Source organism: Azospira sp. MPR-E4, assembly GCF_058809645.1.
The window spans coordinates 77,011-101,432 of the sequence record NZ_JBXAST010000005.1 but is presented as its reverse complement, the minus strand read 5'-3'; the positions used below and the strand labels follow the sequence as shown (position 1 = coordinate 101,432).

21 protein-coding genes are annotated in these 24,422 nt (G+C 68.9%); 8 read left to right on the top strand and 13 right to left on the bottom strand.

Annotated features, from left to right (window positions below; translation table 11 throughout):
* From AC1RTA_RS03110 to AC1RTA_RS03095, 4 genes are all read left to right on the top strand, one after another.
* On the top strand, positions 1-1,530 hold a 1,530-nt coding region (locus tag AC1RTA_RS03110), incomplete at its 5' end, for an efflux transporter outer membrane subunit (RefSeq protein ID WP_492783927.1).
* Positions 1,527-2,813: an efflux RND transporter periplasmic adaptor subunit gene (locus AC1RTA_RS03105; RefSeq protein ID WP_492783926.1), complete on the top strand. Its 1,287-nt coding sequence runs from the start codon at positions 1,527-1,529 to the stop codon at positions 2,811-2,813. The genes AC1RTA_RS03110 and AC1RTA_RS03105, both read left to right, overlap by 4 nt.
* Entirely contained in the window at positions 2,810-3,538 is a 729-nt protein-coding gene (locus AC1RTA_RS03100) for an ABC transporter ATP-binding protein (RefSeq protein ID WP_492783925.1), read from the top strand. Before AC1RTA_RS03105 ends, AC1RTA_RS03100 begins: the two co-directional genes overlap by 4 nt.
* Positions 3,529-4,740, top strand: coding sequence for an ABC transporter permease (locus AC1RTA_RS03095; protein WP_152088887.1), 1,212 nt, complete (start codon positions 3,529-3,531; stop codon positions 4,738-4,740). Before AC1RTA_RS03100 ends, AC1RTA_RS03095 begins: the two co-directional genes overlap by 10 nt.
* 16 nt (positions 4,741-4,756) lie before the next feature.
* Here the strand turns inward: AC1RTA_RS03095 and AC1RTA_RS03090 are convergent, their stop codons facing one another.
* The gene (locus tag AC1RTA_RS03090) at positions 4,757-5,821 is read right to left on the bottom strand and encodes an ATP-binding protein (RefSeq protein WP_287873782.1); all 1,065 of its coding nucleotides are present in this window, start codon (positions 5,819-5,821) and stop codon (positions 4,757-4,759) included.
* A complete protein-coding gene (locus tag AC1RTA_RS03085; RefSeq protein WP_492783924.1) occupies positions 5,821-6,531 on the bottom strand; it encodes a response regulator in 711 nt (236 codons plus the stop codon). The genes AC1RTA_RS03090 and AC1RTA_RS03085 overlap by 1 nt, the downstream gene beginning before the upstream one ends.
* Positions 6,532-6,713: 182 nt before the next feature.
* Between AC1RTA_RS03085 and AC1RTA_RS03080 the strand changes: the two genes are divergently transcribed.
* The 4 genes from AC1RTA_RS03080 to AC1RTA_RS03065 all read left to right on the top strand — a co-directional run bounded on the left by AC1RTA_RS03080 (position 6,714) and on the right by AC1RTA_RS03065 (position 13,045).
* A complete protein-coding gene (locus tag AC1RTA_RS03080) occupies positions 6,714-7,874 on the top strand; it encodes an efflux RND transporter periplasmic adaptor subunit (RefSeq protein WP_492783923.1) in 1,161 nt (386 codons plus the stop codon).
* A complete protein-coding gene (locus AC1RTA_RS03075; protein WP_492783922.1) occupies positions 7,871-11,011 on the top strand; it encodes a multidrug efflux RND transporter permease subunit in 3,141 nt (1,046 codons plus the stop codon). The genes AC1RTA_RS03080 and AC1RTA_RS03075 overlap by 4 nt, the downstream gene beginning before the upstream one ends.
* Before the next feature lie 2 nt (positions 11,012-11,013).
* Positions 11,014-12,423, top strand: coding sequence for an efflux transporter outer membrane subunit (locus tag AC1RTA_RS03070; protein ID WP_492783921.1), 1,410 nt, complete (start codon positions 11,014-11,016; stop codon positions 12,421-12,423).
* 178 nt (positions 12,424-12,601) lie between these two features.
* Positions 12,602-13,045 carry a hypothetical protein gene (locus AC1RTA_RS03065; RefSeq protein ID WP_492783920.1) on the top strand — a complete coding sequence of 148 codons (444 nt, stop codon included), beginning with the start codon at positions 12,602-12,604 and terminating at the stop codon, positions 13,043-13,045.
* A gap of 339 nt (positions 13,046-13,384) precedes the next feature.
* On the opposite strand, the gene AC1RTA_RS03060 is transcribed toward AC1RTA_RS03065, so the two are convergent.
* The 11 genes from AC1RTA_RS03060 to AC1RTA_RS03010 form a co-directional block, all read right to left on the bottom strand.
* Positions 13,385-14,572 carry an O-succinylhomoserine sulfhydrylase gene (locus tag AC1RTA_RS03060; RefSeq protein ID WP_492783919.1) on the bottom strand — a complete coding sequence of 396 codons (1,188 nt, stop codon included), beginning with the start codon at positions 14,570-14,572 and terminating at the stop codon, positions 13,385-13,387.
* A gap of 77 nt (positions 14,573-14,649) precedes the next feature.
* A complete protein-coding gene (gene purF, locus AC1RTA_RS03055; protein ID WP_014238198.1) occupies positions 14,650-16,188 on the bottom strand; it encodes an amidophosphoribosyltransferase in 1,539 nt (512 codons plus the stop codon).
* Positions 16,189-16,233: 45 nt separating this feature from the next.
* A complete protein-coding gene (locus AC1RTA_RS03050) occupies positions 16,234-16,728 on the bottom strand; it encodes a CvpA family protein (RefSeq protein ID WP_014238199.1) in 495 nt (164 codons plus the stop codon).
* 12 nt (positions 16,729-16,740) lie between these two features.
* Positions 16,741-17,478, bottom strand: coding sequence for an SPOR domain-containing protein (locus tag AC1RTA_RS03045; RefSeq protein ID WP_492783918.1), 738 nt, complete (start codon positions 17,476-17,478; stop codon positions 16,741-16,743).
* A gap of 13 nt (positions 17,479-17,491) precedes the next feature.
* The gene (folC, locus tag AC1RTA_RS03040) at positions 17,492-18,808 is read right to left on the bottom strand and encodes a bifunctional tetrahydrofolate synthase/dihydrofolate synthase (RefSeq protein ID WP_492783917.1); all 1,317 of its coding nucleotides are present in this window, start codon (positions 18,806-18,808) and stop codon (positions 17,492-17,494) included.
* Positions 18,809-19,021: 213 nt separating this feature from the next.
* On the bottom strand, positions 19,022-19,888 hold the full coding sequence (accD, locus tag AC1RTA_RS03035) for an acetyl-CoA carboxylase, carboxyltransferase subunit beta (RefSeq protein WP_014238202.1): 867 nt from the start codon (positions 19,886-19,888) through the stop codon (positions 19,022-19,024).
* A gap of 169 nt (positions 19,889-20,057) precedes the next feature.
* The gene (trpA, locus tag AC1RTA_RS03030; protein ID WP_130458838.1) at positions 20,058-20,861 is read right to left on the bottom strand and encodes a tryptophan synthase subunit alpha; all 804 of its coding nucleotides are present in this window, start codon (positions 20,859-20,861) and stop codon (positions 20,058-20,060) included.
* A gap of 11 nt (positions 20,862-20,872) precedes the next feature.
* On the bottom strand, positions 20,873-22,069 hold the full coding sequence (gene trpB / locus AC1RTA_RS03025; RefSeq protein WP_014238204.1) for a tryptophan synthase subunit beta: 1,197 nt from the start codon (positions 22,067-22,069) through the stop codon (positions 20,873-20,875).
* Between the two features lie 143 nt (positions 22,070-22,212).
* A complete protein-coding gene (locus tag AC1RTA_RS03020) occupies positions 22,213-22,860 on the bottom strand; it encodes a phosphoribosylanthranilate isomerase (protein ID WP_492783916.1) in 648 nt (215 codons plus the stop codon).
* Positions 22,857-23,684 carry a tRNA pseudouridine(38-40) synthase TruA gene (gene truA, locus AC1RTA_RS03015; RefSeq protein WP_492783915.1) on the bottom strand — a complete coding sequence of 276 codons (828 nt, stop codon included), beginning with the start codon at positions 23,682-23,684 and terminating at the stop codon, positions 22,857-22,859. Before truA ends, AC1RTA_RS03020 begins: the two co-directional genes overlap by 4 nt.
* Positions 23,681-24,343, bottom strand: coding sequence for a CbiQ family ECF transporter T component (locus AC1RTA_RS03010; protein ID WP_492783914.1), 663 nt, complete (start codon positions 24,341-24,343; stop codon positions 23,681-23,683). Before AC1RTA_RS03010 ends, truA begins: the two co-directional genes overlap by 4 nt.
* Positions 24,344-24,422 lie beyond the last annotated feature (79 nt).

The window sequence follows — 24,422 nt, the reverse complement described above, 5'->3', positions numbered from 1 at the left end:
CCCCCCTTCCTCCGCCGCCCCGCCGGCCGCACCCTGCTCCTGCTGGCCCTGGCCGGCAGCCTGGGGGGCTGCACCCTGTTCACCCCGGCACCGGACCTGGAGCAGCGCCGCCTGCAGGTAAGCGTGCCGGAGCAATGGCAGGGCCCGGCCCCGGCACGGGCCGAGACAACCGCTGAGGCCACCACCGAGGCCGATGAGGCCGCCGTTCTGGCCCAGTGGTGGACCCGCTTCAACGACCCGCTGCTCGACCAGCTGATCGCCCAGGGCCTCTCCGCCTCGCCGGACCTGCGCAGCGCCCAGGCCAAGCTGCGCAGCGCCCGGGCCAGCCGGGACCTGGCCGCCGCCGACTACTACCCGGGCCTCAGCGCCTCCACCGGCGCCACCGGCAGCAAGGCCAGCCCCGCCGTCAGCGGCGGCAGCAGCCGGCGCACCACCATCTACGACGCGGGCTTCGACGCCAGCTGGGAGCCGGACATCTTCGGCGTGGTGCGCCAGGACGTCAGTGCCGCCGATGCGGACGTGGCCGCCCAGGCCGCCACCCTGGAATACTCCCGGGTCACCCTGGTGGGCGAGGTGGCGCGCAACTACGTGGAGCTGCGCACCTACCAGGAGCGCCTGCAGATCGCCCGGGACAACGCCAGCAGCCAGGCCGAAACCCTGGAGATCACCCAGTGGCGGCAGCAGGCCGGCCTGGCCACCGAACTGGACGTGGAACAGGCCCGCACCAGCCTGGAACAGACCAGGGCCACCATTCCCGCCCTGGTGAGCAACGTCGCCGCCTCCCAGAACCGCCTGGCCGTGCTCCTGGGCCAGACCCCGGGCAGCCTGCAGGAGCGGCTCGGCAGCGCCCGCCCCCTGCCGGCGGCGCCCCGGGAGATTGCCGTCGGCATTCCCGCCGACGCCCTGCGCCGCCGCCCCGACGTGCGCGCCGCCGAGCGCACCCTGGCGGCGGAAACGGCCCGGGTCCATGCCCGGGTGGCGGAACGCTATCCCAGCTTCACCCTCAGCGGCAGTTTCGGCTGGCAGGCCCTCACCTCCGGCGCCCTGGGCGGCAGCGGCACCGTGGCCCGCTCCCTGGCGGGCACCCTGGCCGCCACCCTGTTCGACGGCGGCCGCCTGAAGAGCCGCATCGCGGTGCAGGACGCCGCCCAGGAACAGGCCCTGATCGCCTACGAGCAGAAAATCCTGACGGCCCTGGAAGATACGGAAAACGCCCTGGCCGCCTACGCCGCCGGCCGGGAGCAGGAGGCCACCCGCCGCCGCGCCGCCGAAGCGGCCCGCAACGCGGCCCAGCTGGCGCGGCAGATGTACCAGGCCGGCCTGACGGACTTCCAGAAGGTGCTGGACACCGAACGCACCCGCCTCAGCGCCGAAGACAGCCTGGCCACGGCGCGCCTGGCCGTGCTCAGCGCCGTGATCCAGCTCTACAAGGCCCTCGGCGGCGGCTGGAGCACCCCCGAGGCCCCGGCGGACGCCATCGCTGCCTCCGCTGCCACACCCCTTTCGACACAGGAAAAGACCGCCCCATGACCTCGCCCCAGGACAACCACAACGGCGCCCTCCAGGACCTCCTCAAGAAGGCCGCCGGCAGCGGCGCCCAGCCCCTCTGGCAGCGTTATCCCAAGCGCTTCCTGGCGGGGGGCGCCATCGCCGTGCTGGCCCTCGCCCTGCTTCTTTCCGGCGGCAAGAAGAGCCAGGGCCAGTTCCTCACGGAAACCGTGGACAGCGGCCCCCTGGTGGTCACCGTCTCCGCCAGCGGCACCCTGGCGCCGACCAAGTCGGTGGACGTGGGCAGCGAACTTTCCGGCACCCTGGAGTCGGTGCTGGTGCAGGAGAACGAGCAGGTGAAAAAGGGCCAGCTGCTGGCCCAGCTGGACATCTCCAAGCTCAAGGACCAGGTGGTCAAGTCCCAGGCCGCCGTGGCCGCCGCCGAAGCCAGCGTGGCCCAGGCCGTGGCCACCGTGGCCGAGGCCCGGGCCAGCCTCTCGCGCATGCGCCAGGTGGCGGAGCTGTCCGGCGGCAAGGTGCCGGCCAAGACCGAACTGGAAACGGCGGAAGCGACCCTGCTGCGGGCCCAGGCCAACGAGGCCAGCGCCCGGGCGACGGTGACCCAGGCCCGGGCCACCCTGAAGTCGGACGAGACCAATATCGCCAAGGCCACCATCCGTTCCCCGGTGGACGGGGTGGTGCTGACGCGCAAGGTGGAACCGGGCCAGACCGTGGTCGCCGCCATGACCACCCCGGTGCTCTTTTCCCTGGCCGAGGACCTGACCCAGATGGAACTGCAGGTGAAGGTGGACGAGGCCGATGTGGGCAGCGTGCAGGTGGGGCAGCAGGCCAGCTTCACCGTCTCCGCCTGGAGCGGACGCAAGTTCCCGGCCCAGATCCAGCGGGTCGGCATCGGTTCCACCACCACCGACAACGTGGTCACCTACAAGACCGTGCTCAAGGTGGCCAACAACGACCTGGCCCTGCGCCCGGGCATGACCGCCACCGCCGAGATCATCACCGCCAGCCGGGACAAAGCCCTGCTGGTGCCCAACGCCGCCCTGCGCTTCACCCCGCCCCAGGCGGCCGGCGGCGACCAGCGCAGCTTCCTCTCCCGCCTCATGCCCGGGCCGCCCCGGGAGCCGGAGAAGAAGCGCAAGGACAACGGCGCCGCCGCCACCCAGGTGTGGGTGCTGCAGGAGGGCCAGCCGGTGGCCGTGGCCGTCACCCCGGGGGTCAGCAATGGCCGCTATACGGAGATCCTGGGCGGCGACCTGCAGCCGGGCATGGCCGTCATCACCGAATACCAGGAGATGCGCCCGTGAGTTCCGGCAACGACGCGGCGCCGCCCCTGATCCAGTTCCGCCGCATCACCAAGACCTACGGCCAGGGCCAGGCCGAGTTCCAGGCCCTGCGCGGCGTCGACCTGGAAATTGCCGAAGGGGACTTCGTCGCCGTCATGGGCCCCAGCGGCTCGGGCAAATCCACGGTGATGAACATCCTCGGCTGCCTGGACAGCCCCAGCAGCGGCGACTACCTGTTCCAGGGCGTGCCGGTGCAGGACCTCTCCCGCAACCAGCGGGCCCTGCTGCGCCGCCACTACCTGGGCTTCGTCTTCCAGGGCTTCAACCTGCTGGCCCGCACCTCGGCCCAGGAGAACGTGGAACTGCCCCTGCTCTACCGCGGCGAGACGCCGGAAGCGCGGCACCGGGCCTCCCGGGAAGCCCTGGCCCGGGTCGGCCTCAACGGCTGGGAGCACCACACCCCGGCCGAGCTTTCCGGCGGCCAGCAGCAGCGGGTGGCCATCGCCCGGGCCATCGTCACCAATCCCCTGGTGCTCCTCGCCGACGAGCCCACCGGCAACCTGGACAGCCAGCGCAGCCACGAAATCATGGAACTGCTGGTGAAGCTGAACCGGGAACAGGGCATCACCATCGCCATGGTCACCCACGAGCCCGACATGGCCGCCTACGCCAGCCGCATCGTCCATTTCGTGGACGGCCGGGTGGCCAGCGACGAACGCACCGCGGAGCCCGCCCCATGTTCCTGAACGCCATCCTCCTGGCCCTGCGGGAGATCCGCCGCAACCTGATGCGCTCCTTCCTGACGGTGCTGGGCATCGTCATCGGCGTCGCCGCCGTCATCACCATGGTGACCCTGGGCAACGGCGCCACCCGCATGGTGGCCGAGCAGATTTCCAGCCTCGGCAGCAACCTGCTCATCCTCCGCCCCGGCCAGCGCCTCGGCCCCGGGCGGGACAGCGCCGGCGCCCCCAACTTCCGCGCCGCCGACGTGGAGGCCCTGCTCGTCCAGGTGCCCTCCCTCAAGGCCGTGGCGCCAGTGGTGAGCAGCACCGTGACCCTGGTGGCCGGCGCCGAGAACTGGTCTTCCAGCGTCACCGGCAGCACCAACGCCTACTTCGTCGCCGGCAACTGGAAGCTGGCCGCCGGCCGCCAGTTCAGCGACGAGGAAATGCGCGCCGGCAAGGCGGTGTGCGTCATCGGCAACACGGTCAAGCAGAAGCTCTTCGCCGGCCAGAGCCCCCTCGGCAACGCGGTGCGGGTGAAGAATTTCTCCTGCGAGATCGTCGGCATCCTGGCCAGCAAGGGCCAGGGCGCCATGGGCATGGACCAGGACGACGTGGTGCTGATGCCCCTGGTGACGGCCCAGCGCCGCCTCACCGGCAAGACCCAGGACGTCTCCACCCTGATGCTGTCCCTCAAGGACGGCGCCAGCTCCCCCCGGGTCATGGAACAGATCCGGCAGCTGATGCGGGAACGGCGCAAGCTGGCGGAGAACGACGACGACAACTTCAACCTGATGGACACCAAGCAGATCGCCGAAGCCCTCTCCGGCACCATCGGCACCATGACCACCCTGCTCGGCGCCGTGGCCGCGGTGAGCCTGCTGGTGGGCGGCATCGGCATCATGAACATCATGCTGGTGTCGGTCACCGAACGCACCCGGGAGATCGGCATCCGCCTGGCCATCGGCGCCCTGGAGAACGAGGTGCTGCTGCAGTTCCTCATCGAGGCCGTGGCCCTCTCCGCCTTCGGCGGCCTGGTCGGCATCATTCTGGCCCTGCTCGCCTGCCTCGGCCTCTCGGCCCTGATGGGCATGCCCTTCCTCTTCAATCCGGGCATCAACCTGCTGGCCTTCGGCTTCTCCGCCGCCATCGGCGTCATCTTCGGCTACGTCCCGGCACGCCGCGCCGCCGGCCTGGACCCCATCGAGGCCCTGCGCCACGAATGAGGCCCCCGCCCCGGGCCTAAGCCTGGGGCAGCACCACCTCGAACAGGGCGCCGCCCCGGCTGCCCCGCAGGCAGCGGATGCGGCCGCCGTGGGCTTCCACCACCGCCCGCACCACCGCCAGGCCCAGGCCGCTGCCGCCGCTGGCGCGGCTACGGGAATCGTCGCCGCGCTGGAAGGCGTCGAACAGATGGGGCAGCAGTTCTTCCGGCACCCCGGGTCCGTCGTCCTCGATCTGGAAGACGAAAGCGCCCTCCCCCAGGTGGCAGGAAATGGTGATCTCACCGGGCTGGGCATAGCGCCGCACATTGTCGAGCAAAGCCATGACGATCTGCCGGATGCGGGTGACGTCGCACAACACCGGCGCCGCCTCCAGCCGCAGGCGCAGGCGGAAGCCGGCGGCCACCAGTTCCGGCTCCAGCAGGCTGGCGATGCGCAGGATTTCCGCCGCCAGGTCGCTGCGCTCCAGGTGCAGGTTGAGGTGGCCGCTGTCGGCCAGGCTCAGCACCCGCAGGTCCTCGATCAGCCGCGACAGGCCTTCCACCTGGGTCAGCAGGCTGTGGAACTGCACCGGGTCCGGTTCGAAGACGCCCTCCGCCAGCCCCTGCAGACGCCCGCGCAGGATGGTCACCGGCGTGCGCAGCTCGTGGGCGATGGCCGCGTTCCAGGTGGAAAACTCGCTGCTCATGCGCTGCAGGCGCTCGGCCATGGCATTGAAGTCCCGCACCAGAACGGCGGTTTCGCCCAGGGCGTTGGCACCGGCCTCGGCCCGGGCATCCAGGTCGCCGTGGGCCAGGCGACGCACGCTGTCGGCCACCGAATTGAGGGGCTGCAGGATGCGCCGGGCCAGGCGGGAGGCGGTATACACAGCCCCCAGCAGCCCCACCAGAGTGACCCCGATCATCCAGCCCCATTCGGGCCCGGTGGGGGGCCAGGCATCGGGAGTGGAGGAGACCATGGCCGGATTCACCTCCATGGCCACGGCGTAGAAAATGTAGAAGCTGACGTGGATGAACAGGGTCACCCCCAGGGCCACCGCCGACATGGAGATGACCAGCTGCCGGCTGAGGCCGCCGGGAAACATCAGGCATTCCCTTCCAGGCAGTAGCCGACGCCGCGCACGCTCACCGGCAGGCCGCCGACCCCGGCCTCCTCCAGCTTGCGCCGCAGCTTGCTCAGGTGGCTGTCCACGGTCCGTTCCAGGGCGTCGCTCTCCGGCAGGCAGGCGTGCAGCAGCTCGCTGCGGGAAAAGACCCGGCGCGGCATGCGGGCCAGATGGGCGAGCAGGCGGAACTCGGTCAGGGTCAGGGCCAGGAGTTGCTCACCCTGATCACCACGGACGCTGACGCGGAAGGCGTCCAGGTCGATTTCCAAGGGACCGGTGCGCAGGACGCCGGCTCCCCCATTCCCCTCCCCGCCGCCCAGGGTGCGGCGCAGCACGGCCCGGGCCCGGGCTGCTACCTCGGCCGGATTGAAGGGCTTGACCACGTAATCGTCGGCGCCCATGCGCAGGGCCGAAAGCTTGTCCACATCCTGGTCGTGGGCGGTGATCATGATGATGGGCGTGCTGCCGCGGCGGCGCACCTCGGCCAGCACCTGCCAGCCATCCAGGAGGGGCATGCGCACGTCCAGCAGGAGCAGGTCGGGCCGCAGGGAGAGGTGCAGTTCCAGGGCCTCCCGGCCGTTGGCGGCGTGGGCGCTGCGCAGCCCCTCCCGCGCCAGATAGGCCCGCAGGATGTCGGCAATTTCCGGTTCGTCCTCGGCAACGAGGACCAGGGCCGCCGGGGAATTCACCGCCGCCTCCCATTTTCCGGGCGCAGCCGGGGTGCCGGTACTTCCGGCAATGTCCCTTTCCTTCCTGGGCGCTTCTCCATCATTTCTCCACATTTCCGCCACGGATAGTCAATTTCATCCGCCTACACTGGCCCGGTCATCACTATGCCGTCCCTGCCCTCGGCAGGACCCAGCCCCAAGCCATGAAAAAAAGCTTACCGCAACTGCGGCCGTTCCTTGTTTCCCTGTTCGCCCTCACCCTGGCCGCCTGCGGCGGCGGGGAGGCACCCCAGGAAATGCCGCCGCCCATTGTATCCACCATCGTCGTCGAAACGCGCCCGGTCCATCTCGAAGACGAGTTGCCCGGCCGGGTCAGCGCCCTGCGCACGGCGGAAATCCGGCCCCAGGTCGGCGGCATCGTGCTGCGCCGGCTGTTCGAGCAGGGCGCCGAAGTGCAGGCCGGCCAGCCCCTGTTCCAGATCAACCCGGCACCGTTCAAGGCCGAGGTGGACAGTGCCGCCTCGGCCCTGAAGCGGGCCGTCGCCGCCATGGAGCGGGCCAAGCTGCAGGTGGACCGCTTAAAGCCCCTGGTGGATGCGGATGCGGTGAGCCAGCAGCTCTTCGACGACGCCCTCTCCCAGTACAACCAGAGCTCGGCCGACGTGGCCCAGGCCAAGGCCGCCCTGGCGCGCCGGCAACTGGACCTGGACTTCGCCACCATCCGTTCCCCCATCGCCGGCCGCATCGGCGAGGAGCTGGTGACCGAGGGCGCCCTGGTGGGCCAGAGCGACGCCAATCCCATGGCCCGGGTGCAGCAGATCGACCAGGTCTATGTGGATGTGCGGCAGCCGGCCTCCATGCTGGAAGCCATCCGCAAGTCCGCCGGCCAGAGCGCCAGCAGCGACGGCGGCAAGGACGGCAACGTGAAAATCCTCGACGCCCAGGGCAATCCCTATCCGGTCTCCGGCCACATCCTCTTTTCCGGCATCAATGTGGATGCGGGCACCGGCGACGTGGTCATCCGCATCCGGGTGAACAATCCGGAGCGGCACCTGCTGCCGGGCATGTTCGTGCGGGCCCGGGTGCCCCAGGGCGGCGACATCCAGGGGCTGCTGGTGCCGCAGCAGGCCGTGTCCCGCTCCTCCACCGGCCAGGCCCGGGTCTGGGTGGTGGGCCAGGGCGGCCAGGCCGGGGTCAAGAACGTGGAACTGGGCAAGCTGGTGGAACGCCAGTACCTGGTGCGCAGCGGCCTCGCCGCAGGCGAGCGGGTCATCGTCGAAGGCCAGGACCGGCTGCAGCCGGGCATGCCCGTCTCGGCCCAGCCCTGGGCCCTGGCCGCTGACGGCAAGACGGTGGCGCCATGAGACTGCCTGCCTTCTTCGTCCGGCGCCCCATCTTCGCCTGGGTGATCGCCCTCTTCATCATCCTGCTGGGCCTCATCGCCATTCCCCAGCTGCCCATCGCCCGCTATCCCACGGTGGCGCCGCCCATGGTCAGCATCTATGCCGTGTATCCCGGCGCCACGCCACAGACCATGAACGACGCGGTGGTGGGGCTGATCGAGCGGGAGCTTTCCAGCGTCAAGAACCTGCTCTACTTCGAGTCCTCCACCGACACCTCCGGTTTCGCCCAGATCACCGCCACCTTCAAGCCGGGCACCAACCCGGAGCTGGCCCAGGTGGACGTGCAGAACCGCATCAAGACGGTGGAGCCGCGCCTGCCGGCCGTGGTGCGGCAGAACGGCCTCAAGTTCGAATCGGCGGCCTCCTCCTTCCTCATGTTCATCAGCCTCAAGTCCGACGACGGCCGCCACAGTGAAGTGGCCCTCAACGACTACATGGCGCGCAACATGGTGGAGGAACTGCGGCGGGTGGACGGGGTCGGCCGGGTGCAGCTGTTCGGCTCCGAAGCCGCCATGCGCATCTGGGTGGATCCCGCCAAGCTGGTCGCCTACAAGCTGTCCATGAGCGACCTCAGCGAAGCGGTGACGCAGCAGAACACCCAGATCGCCCCGGGCCGGGTCGGTGGCGCCCCCACGGTGGAAGGCCAGCGGGTCACCTTTCCGGTCTCGGTGCAGGGCCAGCTGACGACACCGGAGCAGTTCGCCGCCATCGTCCTGCGGGCCAATCCGGACGGTTCCAAGGTGGTGCTGGGCGACGTCGCCCGGGTCGCCCTGGGCGCCCAGAGCTACGGCGAGTCGAACCGGGAGAACGGCAAGCTCGCCGCCGCCCTGGGGGTGCAGATGTCCCCCGGCGCCAATGCGGTGCGCACCTCGGCCGCGGTCAAGGCGCGCCTGGCCGAGCTGGCCAAGACCATGCCGCCGGGCATGAGCTATTCGGTGCCCTTCGACACGGCGCCCTTCGTGCAAATTTCCATCGAGAAGGTGGCCCAGACCCTGCTCGAAGCCATGCTGCTGGTGTTCCTGGTGATGTACCTGTTCCTGCAGAACGTGCGCTACACCTTCATTCCCGCCATCGTCGCCCCCATCGCCCTGCTCGGCACTTTCACCGTGATGCTGGCCACCGGCTTCTCGGTCAATGTGCTGACCATGTTCGGCATGGTGCTGGCCATCGGCATCATCGTGGACGACGCCATCGTGGTGGTGGAGAACGTGGAGCGCCTCATGGCCAGCGAGGGACTGTCGCCCAGGGAGGCGACCCTCAAGGCCATGAAGGAAATCTCCGGTGCCGTGGTGGGCATCACCCTGGTGCTGATCGCCGTGTTCATTCCCATGGCCCTGGCCGGCGGCTCCGTCGGCGTCATCTACCGCCAGTTCACCCTTTCCATGGCGGTTTCCATCCTCTTCTCCGCCTTCCTCGCCCTGACCCTGACGCCGGCCCTCTGCGCCACCCTGCTCAAGCCGGTGGACGGCGCCCACCACGAGAAGGGCGGCTTCTTCGGCTGGTTCAACCGCATGTTCGAGCGCATGACCGGCCGCTACGAAACCCGGGTGGTCGCCATGGTGCGGCGCAGCGGCCGGGCCATGGCCGTATTCCTGGCCATCACCGGGGTGCTGGCCCTGGGCTTCTGGCAGCTGCCGTCGGCCTTCCTGCCGGAGGAGGACCAGGGCTACTTCATCACCTCCATCCAGCTGCCCTCCGATGCCACCACGGAGCGCACCCTGGACGTGGTCAAGGCCTTCGAGGCCCATGCCGTCGGCCGTCCCGGCATCGAGGCGGTGCAGGCCGTGCTCGGCTGGGGTTTCTCCGGCTCCGGCCCCAACGCCGCCATCATCTTCACCACCCTCAAGGAATGGCACGAACGCCAGGGCGCCACCGCCCCCGCCGAGGTGATGGCCGCCCAGGAAGCCATGGGCGTGGCCCGGGAAGGCATGGTCATCAACCTGATGCCGCCGGCCATCGAGGAGCTGGGCACCTCGTCCGGCTTTTCCATGCGCCTGCAGGACCGGGCCAACCAGGGCTACGCCGCCCTCATGGCAGCCCAGCAGCAGCTGCTGGCCATGGCCGCGGAAAGCAAGCTGGTGACCGGCGTCTATCCGGAAGGGCTGCCGCCGGGCAGCAGCGTCCGCCTCGACATCGACCGGCAGAAGGCCGAGGCCCTGGGCGTCTCCTTCGCCAACATCAGCGACACCCTGTCCACCGCCATGGGCTCCCTCTACGTCAATGACTTCCCCAATGCGGGACGCATGCAGCAGGTCATCATCCAGGCCGAGGCCCGTTCCCGCATGCAGGTGGAGGACATCCTGCGCCTGCACGTGCGCAACAACGCCGGCGGCATGGTGGCCCTGAGCGAGGTGGTGACGCCCCAGTGGAGCGATGCGCCGCTGCAGCTGGTGCGCTACCTGGGCTATCCGGCCGTGCGCATTGCCGGCAGCGCCGCCCCGGGCGCCTCCAGCGGCGAGGCCATGGCCGAGATGGAGCGCCTGGCGGCGAAGCTGCCGCCCGGCTTCGCCGTGGAGTGGACCGGCCAGTCCCTGCAGGAGCGCCAGTCGGCGGCCCAGGCGCCGCTGCTGATGGCCCTCTCCATGCTGGTGGTGTTCCTGGTGCTGGCGGCCCTATACGAGAGCTGGACCATTCCCCTGGCGGTGATGCTGGTGGTGCCCCTGGGCCTGATCGGCGCCGTCTTCGCGGTGTACGCCCGGGGCATGCCCAACGACGTCTTCTTCAAGGTGGGCATGATCACGGTGATCGGCCTCTCGGCCAAGAACGCCATCCTCATCATCGAATTCGCCAAGCAGCTGCACGAGCAGGGCATGGGCCTGATCGAGGCCGCCGCCGCGGCCGCCCGCCTGCGCCTGCGGCCCATCCTCATGACCTCCCTGGCCTTCGCCCTGGGCGTGGTGCCCCTGATGCTGGCCAGCGGCGCCAGCGCCGAGACCCAGCACGCCATCGGCACCGGCGTCTTCGGCGGCATGATCACCGCCACCGTGCTGGCCGTGTTCCTGGTGCCGGTGTATTTCGTCTTCGTCCTCAGCCTCAGCGAGCGGCTGGCCGCCTCCGCCACCCTGCAACGCCTGCGCCAGCGCTGGAACAAGGATTGACCATGCGTTTATCTCCCCTCAGCCTTTCCCTCCTCCTGGCCCTCGGCGGCTGTTCCCTGGCGCCGGCGCTGCCAAAGCCGGCCCTGCCCGTACCCGACACCTACGGCACCGCCCCGGCGGGCGAGGCGGCGGCAAAATCGGCGGACGCTTCCGCCGCCGCCATCGGCTGGCGCCGCATGTTCGGCGACCCGCGCCTGCAGCGCCTGATCGAAGTGGCCCTGGAACACAACCGGGACCTGCGCCTGGCCGTGCTCAACGTCTCCCAGGTGCAGGCCCAGTACGACATCCAGCGCAGCTACCGGGTCCCCGGCGTCGATGCCGGGCTGGAAGGCTCGCGCCAGCGCAGCTCCAGCGACGGCGGCAACAGCACCGCCATCCAGGAGACCCGTTCCGCCAGCCTGGGCGTCAGCGCCTTCGAGGTGGACCTGTTCGGCCGCGTCAGCTCCCTCTCGGAAGCCGCCTTCGCCCGCTACCTGGCCAGCGAGCACGGCCTGCGGGCAGCCCGCCTCAGTCTCATCGGCGCCGTGGCCGAGGCCTATTTCGCCGAGCGCCTGGCGGAAGAACAACTGCGCCTGACCGAACTGACCCTGGCGGACTGGCGCCAGTCCCTGGACCTGGCGCGCAAGCTGAAGCTGGCCCAGCAGAGCAGCGGCCTGGACATCGCCCAGGCCGAAGGCCAGGTCGCCACCGCCGAAGCCGATCTGGAAAGCCGCCAGCGGGCCCTGGCCCAGGCCCGCAACGGCCTGGCCCTGCTGCTCGGCACGGAGCCGCCGGCGGACCTGCCGCCGCCCACGCCCCTGGCCCAACAGCCGGTGCTGACCCAGCTGCCGCCGGGACTGCCGTCGGACCTGCTGACCCACCGGCCCGACATCCAGCAGGCGGAACAGGCCCTCATCGCCGCCAACGCGGACATCGGCGCCGCCCGCGCCGCCTTCTTCCCGCGCCTGCTGCTGACCTTGTCCGTGGGCGCCATCAGCCCCTCCTTCGGCAGCCTCTTTGCCGGCGCCCACCAGACCTGGGCCTTCACTCCCCAGATCAGCCAGCCCATCTTCCAGGGCGGGCGCCTGCGGGCCGAACTGCGGCTGGCCGAACTGCGCCGCTCGGCCGCCGTGGTCGAGTACGAGAAGGCCATCCAGACCGCCTTCCGCGAAGTGCGCGACGGCCTCGCCGGCAGCGCCACCTTCGGCCGCCAGATCCAGGCCCAGGAGCGGGCCGTGGCCAGCGCCGAGCGGCGCCGGGAGCTGTCCACCCTGCGCTACCGGGCCGGCCTGGACAGCCGCCTGGAACTGCTCGACGCCCAGCGCCAGGCCTATGCCTCCCAACTGGGCCTGCTGGAGCTGCGGCGGGACGACATCCGCAACGCCATCGGCCTCTACAAGGCCCTCGGCGGCGGCCGCCTGGAACAGGGCTGAAGAGCGCAGCAGCTCTCGATCTCCAGCCCGGCATGGCGGACAGGCCGTCGGGCTAAGGCGAGGCCGGCGCCTGCCGCCGGCCCAATGGCAACAAATTGTGTCCGGGCTCAACGGGGCGCCGGGGCCCGGCGTTATTTCCGCCAAGGGAGACCTCCTGTCTCCCGCTGCGGAGACTGCCATGCCTACCCCCCGTTTCATCCCTCCCCGCCTCGCCCGCCTGCTGCTGGCCCTGGCCGCCACCCTGCTGGCAACAGTGCCGGCCCGGGCCGATCAATGGTCGGTGCGGGCCATGCCCGCCGGCCTGGCAATCGGCATCGAGATCGGCAGCCCGCCCCCGCCGCCCCGCTACGAAGTGATGCCGCCGCCCCGGGGCGGCTATCTGTGGGCCCCGGGCTACTGGGCCTGGGACGGCTACAACTACGTCTGGCTGGAAGGCCGCTGGCTGCGCCAGCGCCCGGGCTACATTTACGTGCCGGGCCGCTGGGAACAGCGCCACCAACACTGGCATTTCAACGAGGGCGCCTGGCAGCCGCGCCACCACCACCATCCGGGACCCGGCTACGGCCCGGGGCCGGGGGACTGGCACGGCGGCCCGCCGCCCCGGGGCCATCACCACCACTAGGTCGGTCCCCGCCATTACCAAAGAAAAAGGATTTACATGCTTAACTTGCCCCGGGCATTTGCCGGTAGTCCGCGCCTGTTTCGGGGGTAAAAGCCACCATGGCTGAGAGGCAATAACGACGGCCTTCTCCGGCATGGCACGGCTGACATGCCCGTCCCCATTACCTCCTGGGGCGATGCCGTTTCGGTCTCCAGCAGCGCGAACCCATTCCCTTTGGGGAGGGCGCTTTGCTCTTTCCGGGATGGCAAATCCAATGCGTGGTTGCCAAAGAAAAAGCCCCCGGCAAGCGGGGGCTTTTTTCATCGGCGGCGAACGGCCGGCAAGGCCGTCCCGACGGCCTCAGAGCTGGGCCAGGCCCCGCTCCAGATCGGCCTGCAGGTCCTGCACCGCTTCCAGGCCGACGGCGATGCGCAGCAGGCCGTCGCCGATGCCGGCGGTGGCCCGGGCCTCGGCGCTGATGCGGCCGTGGGTGGTGGTGGCCGGGTGGGTGATGGTGGTCTTCACGTCGCCCAGGTTGGCGGTGATGGAGAGCAGGCGGCAGTTGTCCACCACCTTCCAGGCCTCCGGCTTGCCGCCCTTGACCTCGAAGGAGACGATGGCGCCGCCGCTCTTCTGCTGGCGCATGGCCAGGGTGTGTTGGGGATGGGAGGCCAGGCCGGGGTAGAAGACCCGGGCCACCTTGGGGTGGGCTTCGAGCCAGGTGGCCAGCTCCAGGGCATTGGCGGACTGGGCGGCCATGCGGATCTTCAGGGTTTCCAGGCCCTTGGCCAGGACCCAGGCGTTGAAGGCGGAGAGGGTCGGCCCGGCGGTGCGCAGGAACTTGAAGACCTCTTCGGTGAGTTTCTTCGAGCCCACCACGGCGCCCCCCAGGACCCGGCCCTGGCCGTCCAGGTACTTGGTGGCCGAATGCACCACCAGATCGGCGCCCAGTTCCAGGGGCCGTTGCAGGGCGGGGGTGCAGAAGCAGTTGTCCACCGCCACCAGGATGCCCTTGGCGTGGGCGATCTCGGCCAGGGCGGCAATGTCGGCCACTTCCGTCAGGGGGTTGGAGGGCGTCTCCAGGAAGAACAGCTTGGTTTCGGGACGGATGGCGGCGGCCCACTCTTCCGGCCGGGTCTGGCTGGCGTAGGTGGTGCTGATGCCGAAGCGGGCCAGGATGTTGTTGAAGAGCTGGATGGTGGCGCCGAAGAGGCCGGCGGAGGCCACCACGTGGTCGCCGGCCTTCAGATGGGCCATGACCAGGGACATGATGGCGGACATGCCGCTGGCGGTGCAGATGGCGCTCTCGGCCCCTTCCAGGGCGGCCAGGCGGTCCTGGAACAGGCTCAGAGTGGGGTTGGAGAAGCGGGAATAGACATTGCCCTCCTCCTCGCCGGAGAAGCGGGCGGCGGCCTGGGCCGCGTTCTCGAAGACGAAGCTGGAGGTCAGGTACAGCGCCTCGGAATGCTCGTTGAACTGGCTGCGCTCCTGGCCGGCGCGCACCGCCAGGGTTTCCAGCTGCCAGTCGTTGTTGCTGTCGATGCTCATGGGGGTTCCTTAATGACCAAGCCCGTTCGGGAAATCCGGAACGGGCCTGGTGGTTTTTTCTCTGCTCCGGTGGGCGCTCAGTGTTCGGCGTTGTTGCCCATCAGGTTCAGATCCAGCTGCTGGGTGGCATTGCTGTCATCCTCGTTGCTGGACTTGCCCTTGCCGCCGCGGCCGTTCTCCACCTTGTCCAGGTAGGCCGGCGTGATGTCGCCGGTGACGTAGGTGCCGTCGAAACAGGAGGTGTCGAAACAGGTCAGCTCCGGATTGAGGGCGCGCACGGCGGCCTTGAGGGCGTCCAGCTCCTGGTACACCAGGGCGTCGGCACCGATTTCCTTGGCGATCTCGTCATCGGTGCGGCCGGTGGCGATGAGTTCGCCCCGGGTCGGCATGTCGATGCCGTACACATTGGGGTAGCGCACGGGCGGCGCGGCGGAGGCGAAGTACACCTTGAGGGCGCCGGCGGCCCGGGCCATCTCCACAATTTCCCGGCTGGTGGTGCCGCGCACGATGGAGTCGTCCACCAGCAGCACCCGCTTGCCCTTGAACTCGTGGGAAACGGTATTGAGCTTCTGGCGCACGCTCTTCTTGCGGGTGGATTGGCCCGGCATGATGAAGGTGCGGCCGATGTAGCGGTTCTTCACGAAACCTTCCCGGTAGGGAATGTTGAGGGCCTGGGCCAGCTGCATGGCGGAGGGCCGGGAGGAGTCGGGAATGGGAATGACCACGTCGATGTCGGCCGGGTTGAGCACCTGCTTGACCTTCTCGGCCAGGAACTCGCCCATGCGCAGACGGGTTTCATAGACGGAGACACCGTCCATGAGGGAGTCGGGGCGGGCCAGATAGACGTACTCGAAGATGCAGGGGGCGTACACCGGCTTGTCGGCACACTGGCGGCTGGAGAGGTTGCGCTGCAGGTCGATGAAGACGGCCTCGCCCGGGGCGATGTCGCGCATCACCTCGAAGCCCAGGGTATCCAGGGTCACGGACTCGGAGGAGATCAGGTATTCGTAGCCCTCTTCCACCGGATTGCGGCCCATCACCAGGGGACGGATGCCGAAGGGATCGCGGAAGGCCAGCAGGCCGTAGCCGGCGATCATGGCCACCACGGCGTAGGCGCCGCGGACCCGGCGATGCACGCCGGCGACGGCGCGGAAGATGATGTCCGGATCGAGGCGGGCGCCCTTGGCGGCAGCCTGCAGTTCATGGGCCAGGACGTTGAGCAGCACCTCGGAATCCGAGTTGGTGTTCACGTGGCGCAGGTCCTGCACGAACATTTCCTCCTTCAGCACTTCGGCATTGGTCAGGTTGCCGTTGTGGGCCAGGGTCAGGCCGAAGGGGGAATTGACGTAGAAGGGTTGGGCCTCGGCGAAGTTCCAGGCGGAACCTGCCGTGGGATAACGGCAATGGCCGATACCCCAGTTGCCCGGGAGGGCCCGCATGTTGCGGGTACGGAACACGTCCCGCACCAGCCCCGGCCCCTTGTGCATGTGGAAGGTATTGCCTTCCGCCGTGGCGATGCCCGCGGCGTCCTGGCCCCGGTGCTGGAGCACCATGAGGCCATCGTAAAGGAGCTGGTTAACCGGCGTGGTCGCGACGACCCCGAGAATACCGCACATAGAACACCACCTGTCTGTTACAAAACTTGGGCCGGAAGCCGGAGGCTACCGGTACTTGATCCTTTTCGCCACCTCGTCGGGCAGCCAGGGCCTGGCCAGCAGCACCGCCGTCTCGAAGGGCGGCGCCAACTGGGCCTGGGCCCACCAGCTCGCCTTGGGCAGGGAAGTCATGCCCCCGGCGGCAAACAGCAACAACACGATCAGGGCGCCCCGGGCCACGCCGAAGACCACGCCCAGGAGCCGGTCCGCCAGGCCCAGGCCGAGGGCCCGGATCAGGCCCCGCACCGCCAGCCGCAGCAGGGCCAGCAGCAGCAGGACGCCGACGAAGACCAGGATGTAGCCGGCCACCAGGCGCCACACCGGATCGGCGATGAGGCCGGAGAGGAACACCTGGGCGGCTTCCGGACCGAAGGCCCGGGCAGCGAGGAAGCCGAGGATCCAGGCCACCAGGGCGATGATCTCGCCCACCACGCCGCGCCAGGCGCCCAGCAGCAGGGAGGCCAGGATGATGCCGATGATGGCAAAGTCCAGTGCGGTCATTGCCGGTCGTGCTTATTTCGCGGAGACGATGCCGTTGACACCGATTTTCTTCATTTTATCCAGGGCCTTTTCCGCCGCTTCCTTGCTCGGGAAGGGGCCGGCCCGCACGCGGGTCTTGGCGCCCTGGGGGGAATCCAGGTTCTCGGTGTAGGACTTGACGCCGATTTCGTTGAGCTTGGTCTGCAGCACCTTGACGTTGCCGGGGTTGGCAAAGGCACCGATGAGGATGACGTGCTGGCCGGCCGCGGCCGCCGGCTTGGCGGCTTCGGGCTTGCCGGCACCGAGCAGGGCGGCGGCGCGCTTGGCTTCGGCCTCGGCCTTGGCCTTCTCGGCAGCGGCGGCCTTGTCGGCGGCTGCCTTCTCCGCCGCCTGCTTTTCCGCAGTCCTGTCCACGGGCTTGGCGGCAGGCTTTTCCACCGGGGCGGGCGTGACGACGGGGGGCTTTTCTGCCAGCTTGGCAGGGGCCTCGGCGGCTGGGGCTACGGCGACCACGGGGGGCGGTGCCAGTTCGGTTCTGGCCGGGGCGGCGGGTTTGGCCGGCGCCGGCGGCGTCAGGGCCTGGGGATTGAAGGCGGTCTGGTCCTGGCCGGGGATGCGGATCTGCACGTCGGGGGTGGGCGGCGGCGGTGCCTGGTCCATGACCATGGGCAGCACGATGGCGGCGAACGTGACGAAGGCCACGGCCCCCACCAGGCGGCGCCGGGCACGTTTTTTCAGTTGCAGTTGTGCGTCACTGTCCGTCACTTGCATGCCCGAAGCACCTTTAGCTGGGGGTTTGACCCGGTTGGCGATGTCGCTGGCCCACATGGGGCAGCACACCGGCCACCGTATGGAAGGATCCGAAAACCAGGATTCTATCATTCTCGGCAGCCTGCTTCAGGGCTGCCTGCCATGCGGCGTAGGGGGAATCGTGGCAGTGCACCTCGCCGCCAAGGCCGGCCACGGCCTCCGCCAGCTGCACCGCAGAGGCACCCCGGGGCACCGCCAGGTCGGCCAGCAGCCAGGTATCCACCTTGCCCTTGAGGGCGGCCAGGGTGGTGGAGATGTCCTTGTCGCCGAGCATGCCCACCACCGCGTGGGTGCGGTTGTAGAAGCCCATGTTGCCCAGGTTGTCGGCCAGTACCTGGGCCGACTGGGGATTGTGGGCCACGTCCAGGACCACCGCCGGCTGGCCAGGCAGGACCTGGAAGCGGCCGGGCAGCTCGGTCTCGATGAGGCCGGCGCGGATGGCGCCCATGGAGACGGGCAGGCGGTCCTTGAGGTATTCCAGGGCGGTCAGGGCGGCGCTGGCATTGGCCAGCTGGGCCGTGCCGCGCAAGCCGGGGAAAGCCAGGGCGCGGCGCTGCAGGGCCTCGCCCTGGCGCAGCCAGTAGCGCCATTGCAGGCGGTCCTCGGCACTTTTCTCGAAACCGAAGTCGCGGCCGATGAGTTTCAGCTCGGCACCGATGGCGGCGGCGTGGTCCAGCAGGGACTGGGGCGGCTTGGCGTCGGCGCAGATGGCGGGCTTGCCGGGGCGGAAGATGCCCGCCTTTTCCCGGCCGATGTCTTCCCGGGTGGGGCCCAGCCAGTCGGTGTGGTCCAGGGCGATGCCGGTGACCACGGCCACGTCCGGCTCGTAGATGTTCACCGCGTCGAGGCGGCCGCCCAGGCCCACTTCCAGGACGATGGCCTCGACCCCGGCGGCGGCGAAGACTTCCCAGGCGGCCAGGGTGCCGAATTCGAAATAGGTCAGGGCCTCATCGCCCCGGGCCGCTTCCACCCGGGCGAAGGCGGCGCACAGGGCCTCGTCCGCCACCGGCTGGCCGTTGAGGCGCACCCGCTCGTTGTAGCGCAGCAGATGGGGGGAACTGTAGGAGCCCACCTTGCAGCCGGCCCGGTCCAGGATGTTTTCCAGATAGGCGCAGACCGAACCCTTGCCGTTGGTGCCGCCGACGGTGACGACCGGGCAGAACTCGGTCTGCCCCAGGGCCGCCTTGACCCGGGCCACCCGCTCCAGGCCCAGCTCGATGCCGGCCTGGCCCTTGGGATGGAGGGATTCGAGATGGGTGAGCCAGTCGGCCAGGGTGGTGGGGGATGACATAGAAAGGCTAGCCACAGAGGGCACAGAGATCACAGAGGAAAGTCAAAAGCACCTACCCGGGAAGGCGGCAGGGACGCGGACTTCGGCCATGGCAGGCTGAAGAACGGCGTCCCTGTTGCCTCCCGGGGAACAGGCCCACACAGTTTCCTCCGCCCTTACGCACGGAGCGGAAACCCTCTGTGTTCTCTGTGCCCTCTGTGGCAAAAAAGATTTTCAGGCAGCCGCAGGCAGCTTCTGCAGCAGGGCCAGCAGCTGGGCGATCTTGTCGCGCATTTCGCGGCGGTCCACGATCAGGTCGATGGCGCCCTTTTCCAGCAGGAACTCGGAGCGCTGAAAGCCTTCCGGCAGTTTCTCGCGCACCGTCTGCTCGATCACCCGGGGGCCGGCGAAGCCGATCAGGGCATTGGGCTCGGCAATGACCACGTCGCCGAGGAAGGCGAAGGAGGCGGAGACGCCGCCCATGGTGGGATCGGTGAGCACGGAAATGAAGGGCAGACCGGCTTCCGACAGCTTGGTCAGGGAAGCGGTGGTCTTGGCCATCTGCATCAGGGAGAACAGGCCTTCCTGCATGCGGGCGCCGCCGGAGGCGGTGATGCAGATGAAGGGCACGTTCTGCTCCAGGGCCACCTGGACGCCGCGGATGAAGCGCTCGCCCAGCACGGAGCCCATGGAGCCGCCCATGAAGTTGAATTCGAAGCAGGCCACGACCACGGGCAGGGTCTTGATGGCGCCCTGCATCACCACCAGGGAATCGGTCTCGCCGGTGTCTTCGGTGGCGTCGTTGAGGCGCTCCGGATAACGGCGGCTGTCCTTGAACTTGAGGCTATCCACCGGCAGCACTTCGGCGCCGATCTCGAAACGGCCTTCCGGGTCCAGCAGCAGGTCCAGGCGTTCCCGGGAATTGAGGCGGTTGTGGTGGCCGCACTTGGGGCAGACGTGCAGGTTGCCTTCCAGGTCGGTGGCGTAGAGCACCGCCTCGCAGGACGGGCACTTGCGCCACAGGCCTTCCGGCAGGTTGGACTTGCGCGGCGCGCCTTCACGCTTGATCTTCGGGGGCAGCAGTTTCTGCAACCAGCTCATGGCGTTCTCCGGTACTTTTTTAAATTCGGGTTGGCCGCAGAGGGCACAGAGATCACAGAGTTAAAACAATTCCTGGACAACGCGACAGGGCCTGATCAAAAGCCCTCGCGGCATGACTGTCCTGTCGGTTTTACTCTCTGTGTCCTCTGTGCCCTCTGTGGCTAAAAAATTACTTGCTGGCGGCATCCACACCGCGGCGGATGTCGGCCACCAGGCCCTTGACGCGGGCCACGGCGTCATCCGGGTACTTTTCCATTTCCTCGATGATGCGGCTGCCCACCACCACGGCGTCGGCCATGCCGGCGATGCGCTTGGCCGTTTCCGCATCGCGGATGCCGAAGCCGACGCCCACGGGCAGGCCGGTGGCTTCGCGGATCTTGGGAATGCGTTCGGCCACTTCGTCGAAGTTGAGGGCGCCGCTGCCCGTCACCCCCTTGAGGGAAACGTAATAGACGTAACCCCGGGCCAGCTGGCCCACCTGATTGATGCGGGCATCGGTGGAGGTGGGAGCGAGGAGGAAGATGGTGTCCAGGTCCCGGGCGTTCATGGCGGCGCAGAAGGCGGCGCTTTCCTCCGGGGTGTAATCCACCACCAGCACGCCGTCCACACCGGCCTCGGCGGCGGCGGCGACGAAGGCTTCCATGCCCATGGCCTCGATCGGGTTGGCGTAGCCCATGAGGACGATGGGAGTCTCGCCGTCCTTCTCACGGAATTCGCTGACCATGGCCAGCACCTGGCGCAGGCTGACGCCCTTGGCCAGGGCCCGCTCGGAGGCACGCTGGATGGTGGGGCCGTCGGCCATGGGATCGGAGAAGGGCACGCCCAGCTCGATCACGTCGGCGCCGGCTTCCACCAGGGTGTGCAGCAAGGTGACGGTGAGGGCCGGATGGGGATCGCCGGCAGTGATGAAGGGAATCAGGGCCTTCTTGCCCTGGGCCTTGAGCGCGTCGAAAGTCTGTTGGATGCGGGACATGGGGCGGGCTCTCAGAATTGGATGCCGGACTTTTCGGCGACGGTGTGCATGTCCTTGTCGCCGCGGCCGGAAAGATTGACCAGCAGGATCTTGTCCTTGGCCAGGGAGGGGGCCAGCTTGGCGGCATAGGCCAGAGCGTGGGAGGACTCCAGGGCGGGAATGATGCCCTCGAAGCGGCACAGGTCATGGAAGGCCTGCAGGGCTTCGCTGTCGGAGATGCCCACGTATTCGGCCCGGCCCGAATCCTTCAGCCAGGCGTGCTCGGGGCCGACGCCCGGGTAATCGAGGCCGGCGGAGATGGAGTGGGTCTCGGTGATCTGGCCGTTCTCGTCCTGCAGCAGGTAGGTGCGGTTACCGTGCAGCACGCCGGGGCGGCCCTTCTGCAGGCTGGCGGAATGGCGGTTGGTATCCATGCCCTCCCCCGCGGCCTCGACGCCGATCAGCTTGACGCTCTCATGGGGAATGTAGGGGTGGAAGATGCCCATGGCGTTGGAACCGCCACCGACGGCGGCGATCACCGCGTCGGGCTGGCGCCCGGCCATCTCCGGCATCTGCACCAGAGCCTCCTTGCCGATGACGGTCTGGAAGTCCCGCACCATCATGGGATAGGGATGGGGACCGGCCACGGTGCCGATGATGTAGAAGGTGTTCTCGATGTTGGTGACCCAGTCGCGCATGGCTTCATTGAGCGCGTCCTTGAGGGTCTTGGAGCCGGACTCCACGGGCACCACGGTGGCGCCCAGGAGCTTCATGCGATAGACGTTGGCGGCCTGGCGCTTGACGTCCTCGGAGCCCATGTACACCACGCACTCGAAGCCGTAGCGGGCGGCCACGGTGGCGGTGGCGACGCCGTGCTGGCCGGCGCCGGTCTCGGCGATGACCCGGGGCTTGCCCATGCGCTTGGCCAGCAGGGCCTGGCCGATACAGTTGTTCACCTTGTGGGCGCCGGTGTGGTTAAGGTCTTCCCGCTTCAGGTAGATCTGGGCGCCGCCCAGCAGCTCGGACCAGCGCTTGGCATGGTAGATGGGGCTGGGACGGCCCACGTAGTGCTTCAGCTCGTAGTCGAACTCGGCCTGGAAGGCAGGATCGGTGCAGGCGTGGGCATAGGCCGCCTTCAGTTCTTCGAGGGCGGCAATGAGGGTTTCGGAGACGAAGATGCCGCCGTAGGGGCCGAAGTGGCCGGAGGCGTCGGGCAGGTTGTAGGACATGGTAGGACTCCAGAAGACGAACGTTGAGAAGGACGGGGACTGCTTAGTCAGCCGCCGTCTCTCAGGTGTGGTCCGCCAGGTGGTGGCGCCAGTGAGTGCGAGTATGTCCGCCCGGTTTCTTGCGCATAAATCAGTTCGTCAAATCAATCGTTGTCGGCACTGCGAACGGCGGCGATGAAGGCCCGGATCTTGGCGGCATCCTTGATGCCCTTGGCCGCCTCGACGCCGGAGGACACATCCACCGCCGCCGGGCGCACCCGCCGTACCGCCTCCGCCACATTGTCCCCGTCCAGGCCGCCGGAGAGCACGATGCTCTTGACCAGGCCGGCCGGGATGAGGGACCAGTCGAAGGTCTTGCCGCCGCCGCCGTAACCATCGACGAAGGCATCCAGCAGGATGGCCCGGGCCGAAGGGTACGCAGCCGCGTATTGTACCAAATCCAGATCGGGCCTTACGCGGGCCGCCTTGAGGTAGGGCCGCAGGTAGCGCCGGCACTGGCTTTCCGTCTCGTCGCCGTGGAATTGCAGGACTTCCAGGGGCACTTTGGCCAGCACGGCCTCCACCTGGGCCGGTTCCGGGTTCACGAACAGCCCCACCGCCGCGACAAAGGGCGGCAGCCGCCGGGCCAGCTCCACCGCCCGTTCGGGCGTGACGTAGCGCGGGCTGGGCGGGTAGAAGACGAAGCCGATGGCGTCGGCGCCGGCGGCCACGGCGGCATCCACGTCCGCCTCCCGGGTCAGGCCGCAGATTTTGATGCGGGTCTTGGTACGGGCTTCGGTGGCGCTCGTCATGGTTCCAGGCTCCAGATTTGAGGCAGCACCGTGGTCTCCGGCAGGCCCCAGTGGGGTTCGTAGCTGACGCCGGCCAAATAGAGGCCGGAGGGACTGAAGGTGGGGGCCGCCAGACGCCGGTCCCGGGCCGCCAGCAGTTCGCCGATCCAGGCCGGCTGGTGCTTGCCCTTGCCCACATAGACCAGGCTACCCACCAGGTTGCGGATCATGTGGTGCAGGAAAGCGGTGGCCTCGAAGTCGAACACCACCAGCTCGCCCTGGCGGCTGACCCGGGCCTGCCGCAGTTCCTTCACCGGCGTCTTGGCCTGGCATTCGGCGGCGCGGAAGGTGGAGAAATCGTGTTCTCCCAGCAGCAGGTCGGCTGCCTCCTGCATTTTCGCCACGTCCAGGGGCAGATGGAACCAGCCCACCCGGCCGGCGGCAAGACCGGGACGCACTGGGCGGTTAAGCAGCAGGTAGCGGTAGCGCCGGCCCCGGGCGGAGAAGCGGGCATGAAAATCGGCGGGCACGGCCTGGGCCCAGCGCACGGCGACGCCGTCGGGCAGATGGGAATTGACGCCCCGCACCCAGGCCGATTCGGGCCGGGACACGGGCGCGTCGAAATGCACCACCTGGGAAGTGGCATGGACGCCCGTGTCGGTACGGCCGGCGCAGGTGGTGGCCACCGGCACCCCGGCGATGGCGCCCAGGGCGGCCTCCAGGGCATCCTGCACGGTGCGGCCGCCGGGCTGGGTCTGCCAGCCATGGAAGGTATTGCCGTCGTACTCCAGGCCCAGGGCGATGCGGCCCGGGGTGGTGGCGGAAAGAACAGTGGAATCGCTCATGGCAGCCACAGCGGCGAGGCAAGCAGGACCAGGATGCCGAGGCCCATGCCGGCGAGAAGCAGGCGGTCAGGGCCTGGCAGGGGATGCAGTTCCACCTCCAGGACGCTTTCCGACTCCTGGGCCGGCATCTCCAGGAAACGTAGCCAGTCCTGGCCCCGGGGCCAGGCTTCGGCGGAATCCACGTGCCGCATCACCAGCAGCAGGCGGGCGATGCCCCGCTCCGGCGCCAGCCCCAGGTAACGCAGGGGCTGCAACAGGGTCAGCAGGCCCTGGGCCAGGGCCGCCGGCCGGGTGCTGTGCAACAGCCAGGAGACGGCCAGCAGCACCGTCGCCAGGCGCAGGCACTGCTCCAGACCGAGGAACACCCCTTCCCGGGACGGGCTCCAGGCATGGTCGTAAAGGGGCGTACCCGGGGTGCCCAGGGCAAAGACGAGAAAGAGGGAAAGCAGCAGCCAGCGCGTGCGCCGCAGCAGGGTGCGGCAACGCCCGGCCACGCCATCGGCCCGCAGCAAAGGCAGGACCAGGGCGGCCGCCAGGAGCGCCGGCAGGGCCTGGGCTGCCAGGGCCAGGAGCAGGCACAGCAGCAGGCGCACGGCCGGATGACGGGCGGAGGGCGGCGCCGGCATGGCAGCGGGCAAGGGCGGGGCGGAACGGTTCAAGAAGGGGACCAGGGGGTGCGAAGCCCGCACTGTAAAACAAATGCCGCAGCCGGGATACCCGGGCTGCGGCATGGAGGGG

Excerpts from the sequence above, each read along its gene's own strand:
- AC1RTA_RS03105 (WP_492783926.1), top strand. The coding sequence starts at position 1,527 with ATGACCTCGCCCCAGGACAACCACAACGGCGCCCTCCAGGACCTCCTC.
- AC1RTA_RS03090 (WP_287873782.1), bottom strand. The coding sequence starts at position 5,821 with ATGTTTCCCGGCGGCCTCAGCCGGCAGCTGGTCATCTCCATGTCGGCG.
- purF (WP_014238198.1), bottom strand. The coding sequence starts at position 16,188 with ATGTGCGGTATTCTCGGGGTCGTCGCGACCACGCCGGTTAACCAGCTC.
- AC1RTA_RS03045 (WP_492783918.1), bottom strand. The coding sequence starts at position 17,478 with ATGCAAGTGACGGACAGTGACGCACAACTGCAACTGAAAAAACGTGCC.
- AC1RTA_RS03075 (WP_492783922.1), top strand. The coding sequence starts at position 7,871 with ATGAGACTGCCTGCCTTCTTCGTCCGGCGCCCCATCTTCGCCTGGGTG.
- AC1RTA_RS03020 (WP_492783916.1), bottom strand. The coding sequence starts at position 22,860 with ATGACGAGCGCCACCGAAGCCCGTACCAAGACCCGCATCAAAATCTGC.
- AC1RTA_RS03070 (WP_492783921.1), top strand. The coding sequence starts at position 11,014 with ATGCGTTTATCTCCCCTCAGCCTTTCCCTCCTCCTGGCCCTCGGCGGC.
- AC1RTA_RS03080 (WP_492783923.1), top strand. The coding sequence starts at position 6,714 with ATGAAAAAAAGCTTACCGCAACTGCGGCCGTTCCTTGTTTCCCTGTTC.
- trpA (WP_130458838.1), bottom strand. The coding sequence starts at position 20,861 with ATGTCCCGCATCCAACAGACTTTCGACGCGCTCAAGGCCCAGGGCAAG.
- truA (WP_492783915.1), bottom strand. The coding sequence starts at position 23,684 with ATGAGCGATTCCACTGTTCTTTCCGCCACCACCCCGGGCCGCATCGCC.
- AC1RTA_RS03060 (WP_492783919.1), bottom strand. The coding sequence starts at position 14,572 with ATGAGCATCGACAGCAACAACGACTGGCAGCTGGAAACCCTGGCGGTG.
- AC1RTA_RS03065 (WP_492783920.1), top strand. The coding sequence starts at position 12,602 with ATGCCTACCCCCCGTTTCATCCCTCCCCGCCTCGCCCGCCTGCTGCTG.
- accD (WP_014238202.1), bottom strand. The coding sequence starts at position 19,888 with ATGAGCTGGTTGCAGAAACTGCTGCCCCCGAAGATCAAGCGTGAAGGC.
- folC (WP_492783917.1), bottom strand. The coding sequence starts at position 18,808 with ATGTCATCCCCCACCACCCTGGCCGACTGGCTCACCCATCTCGAATCC.
- AC1RTA_RS03050 (WP_014238199.1), bottom strand. The coding sequence starts at position 16,728 with ATGACCGCACTGGACTTTGCCATCATCGGCATCATCCTGGCCTCCCTG.
- trpB (WP_014238204.1), bottom strand. The coding sequence starts at position 22,069 with ATGTCCTACAACCTGCCCGACGCCTCCGGCCACTTCGGCCCCTACGGC.
- AC1RTA_RS03095 (WP_152088887.1), top strand. The coding sequence starts at position 3,529 with ATGTTCCTGAACGCCATCCTCCTGGCCCTGCGGGAGATCCGCCGCAAC.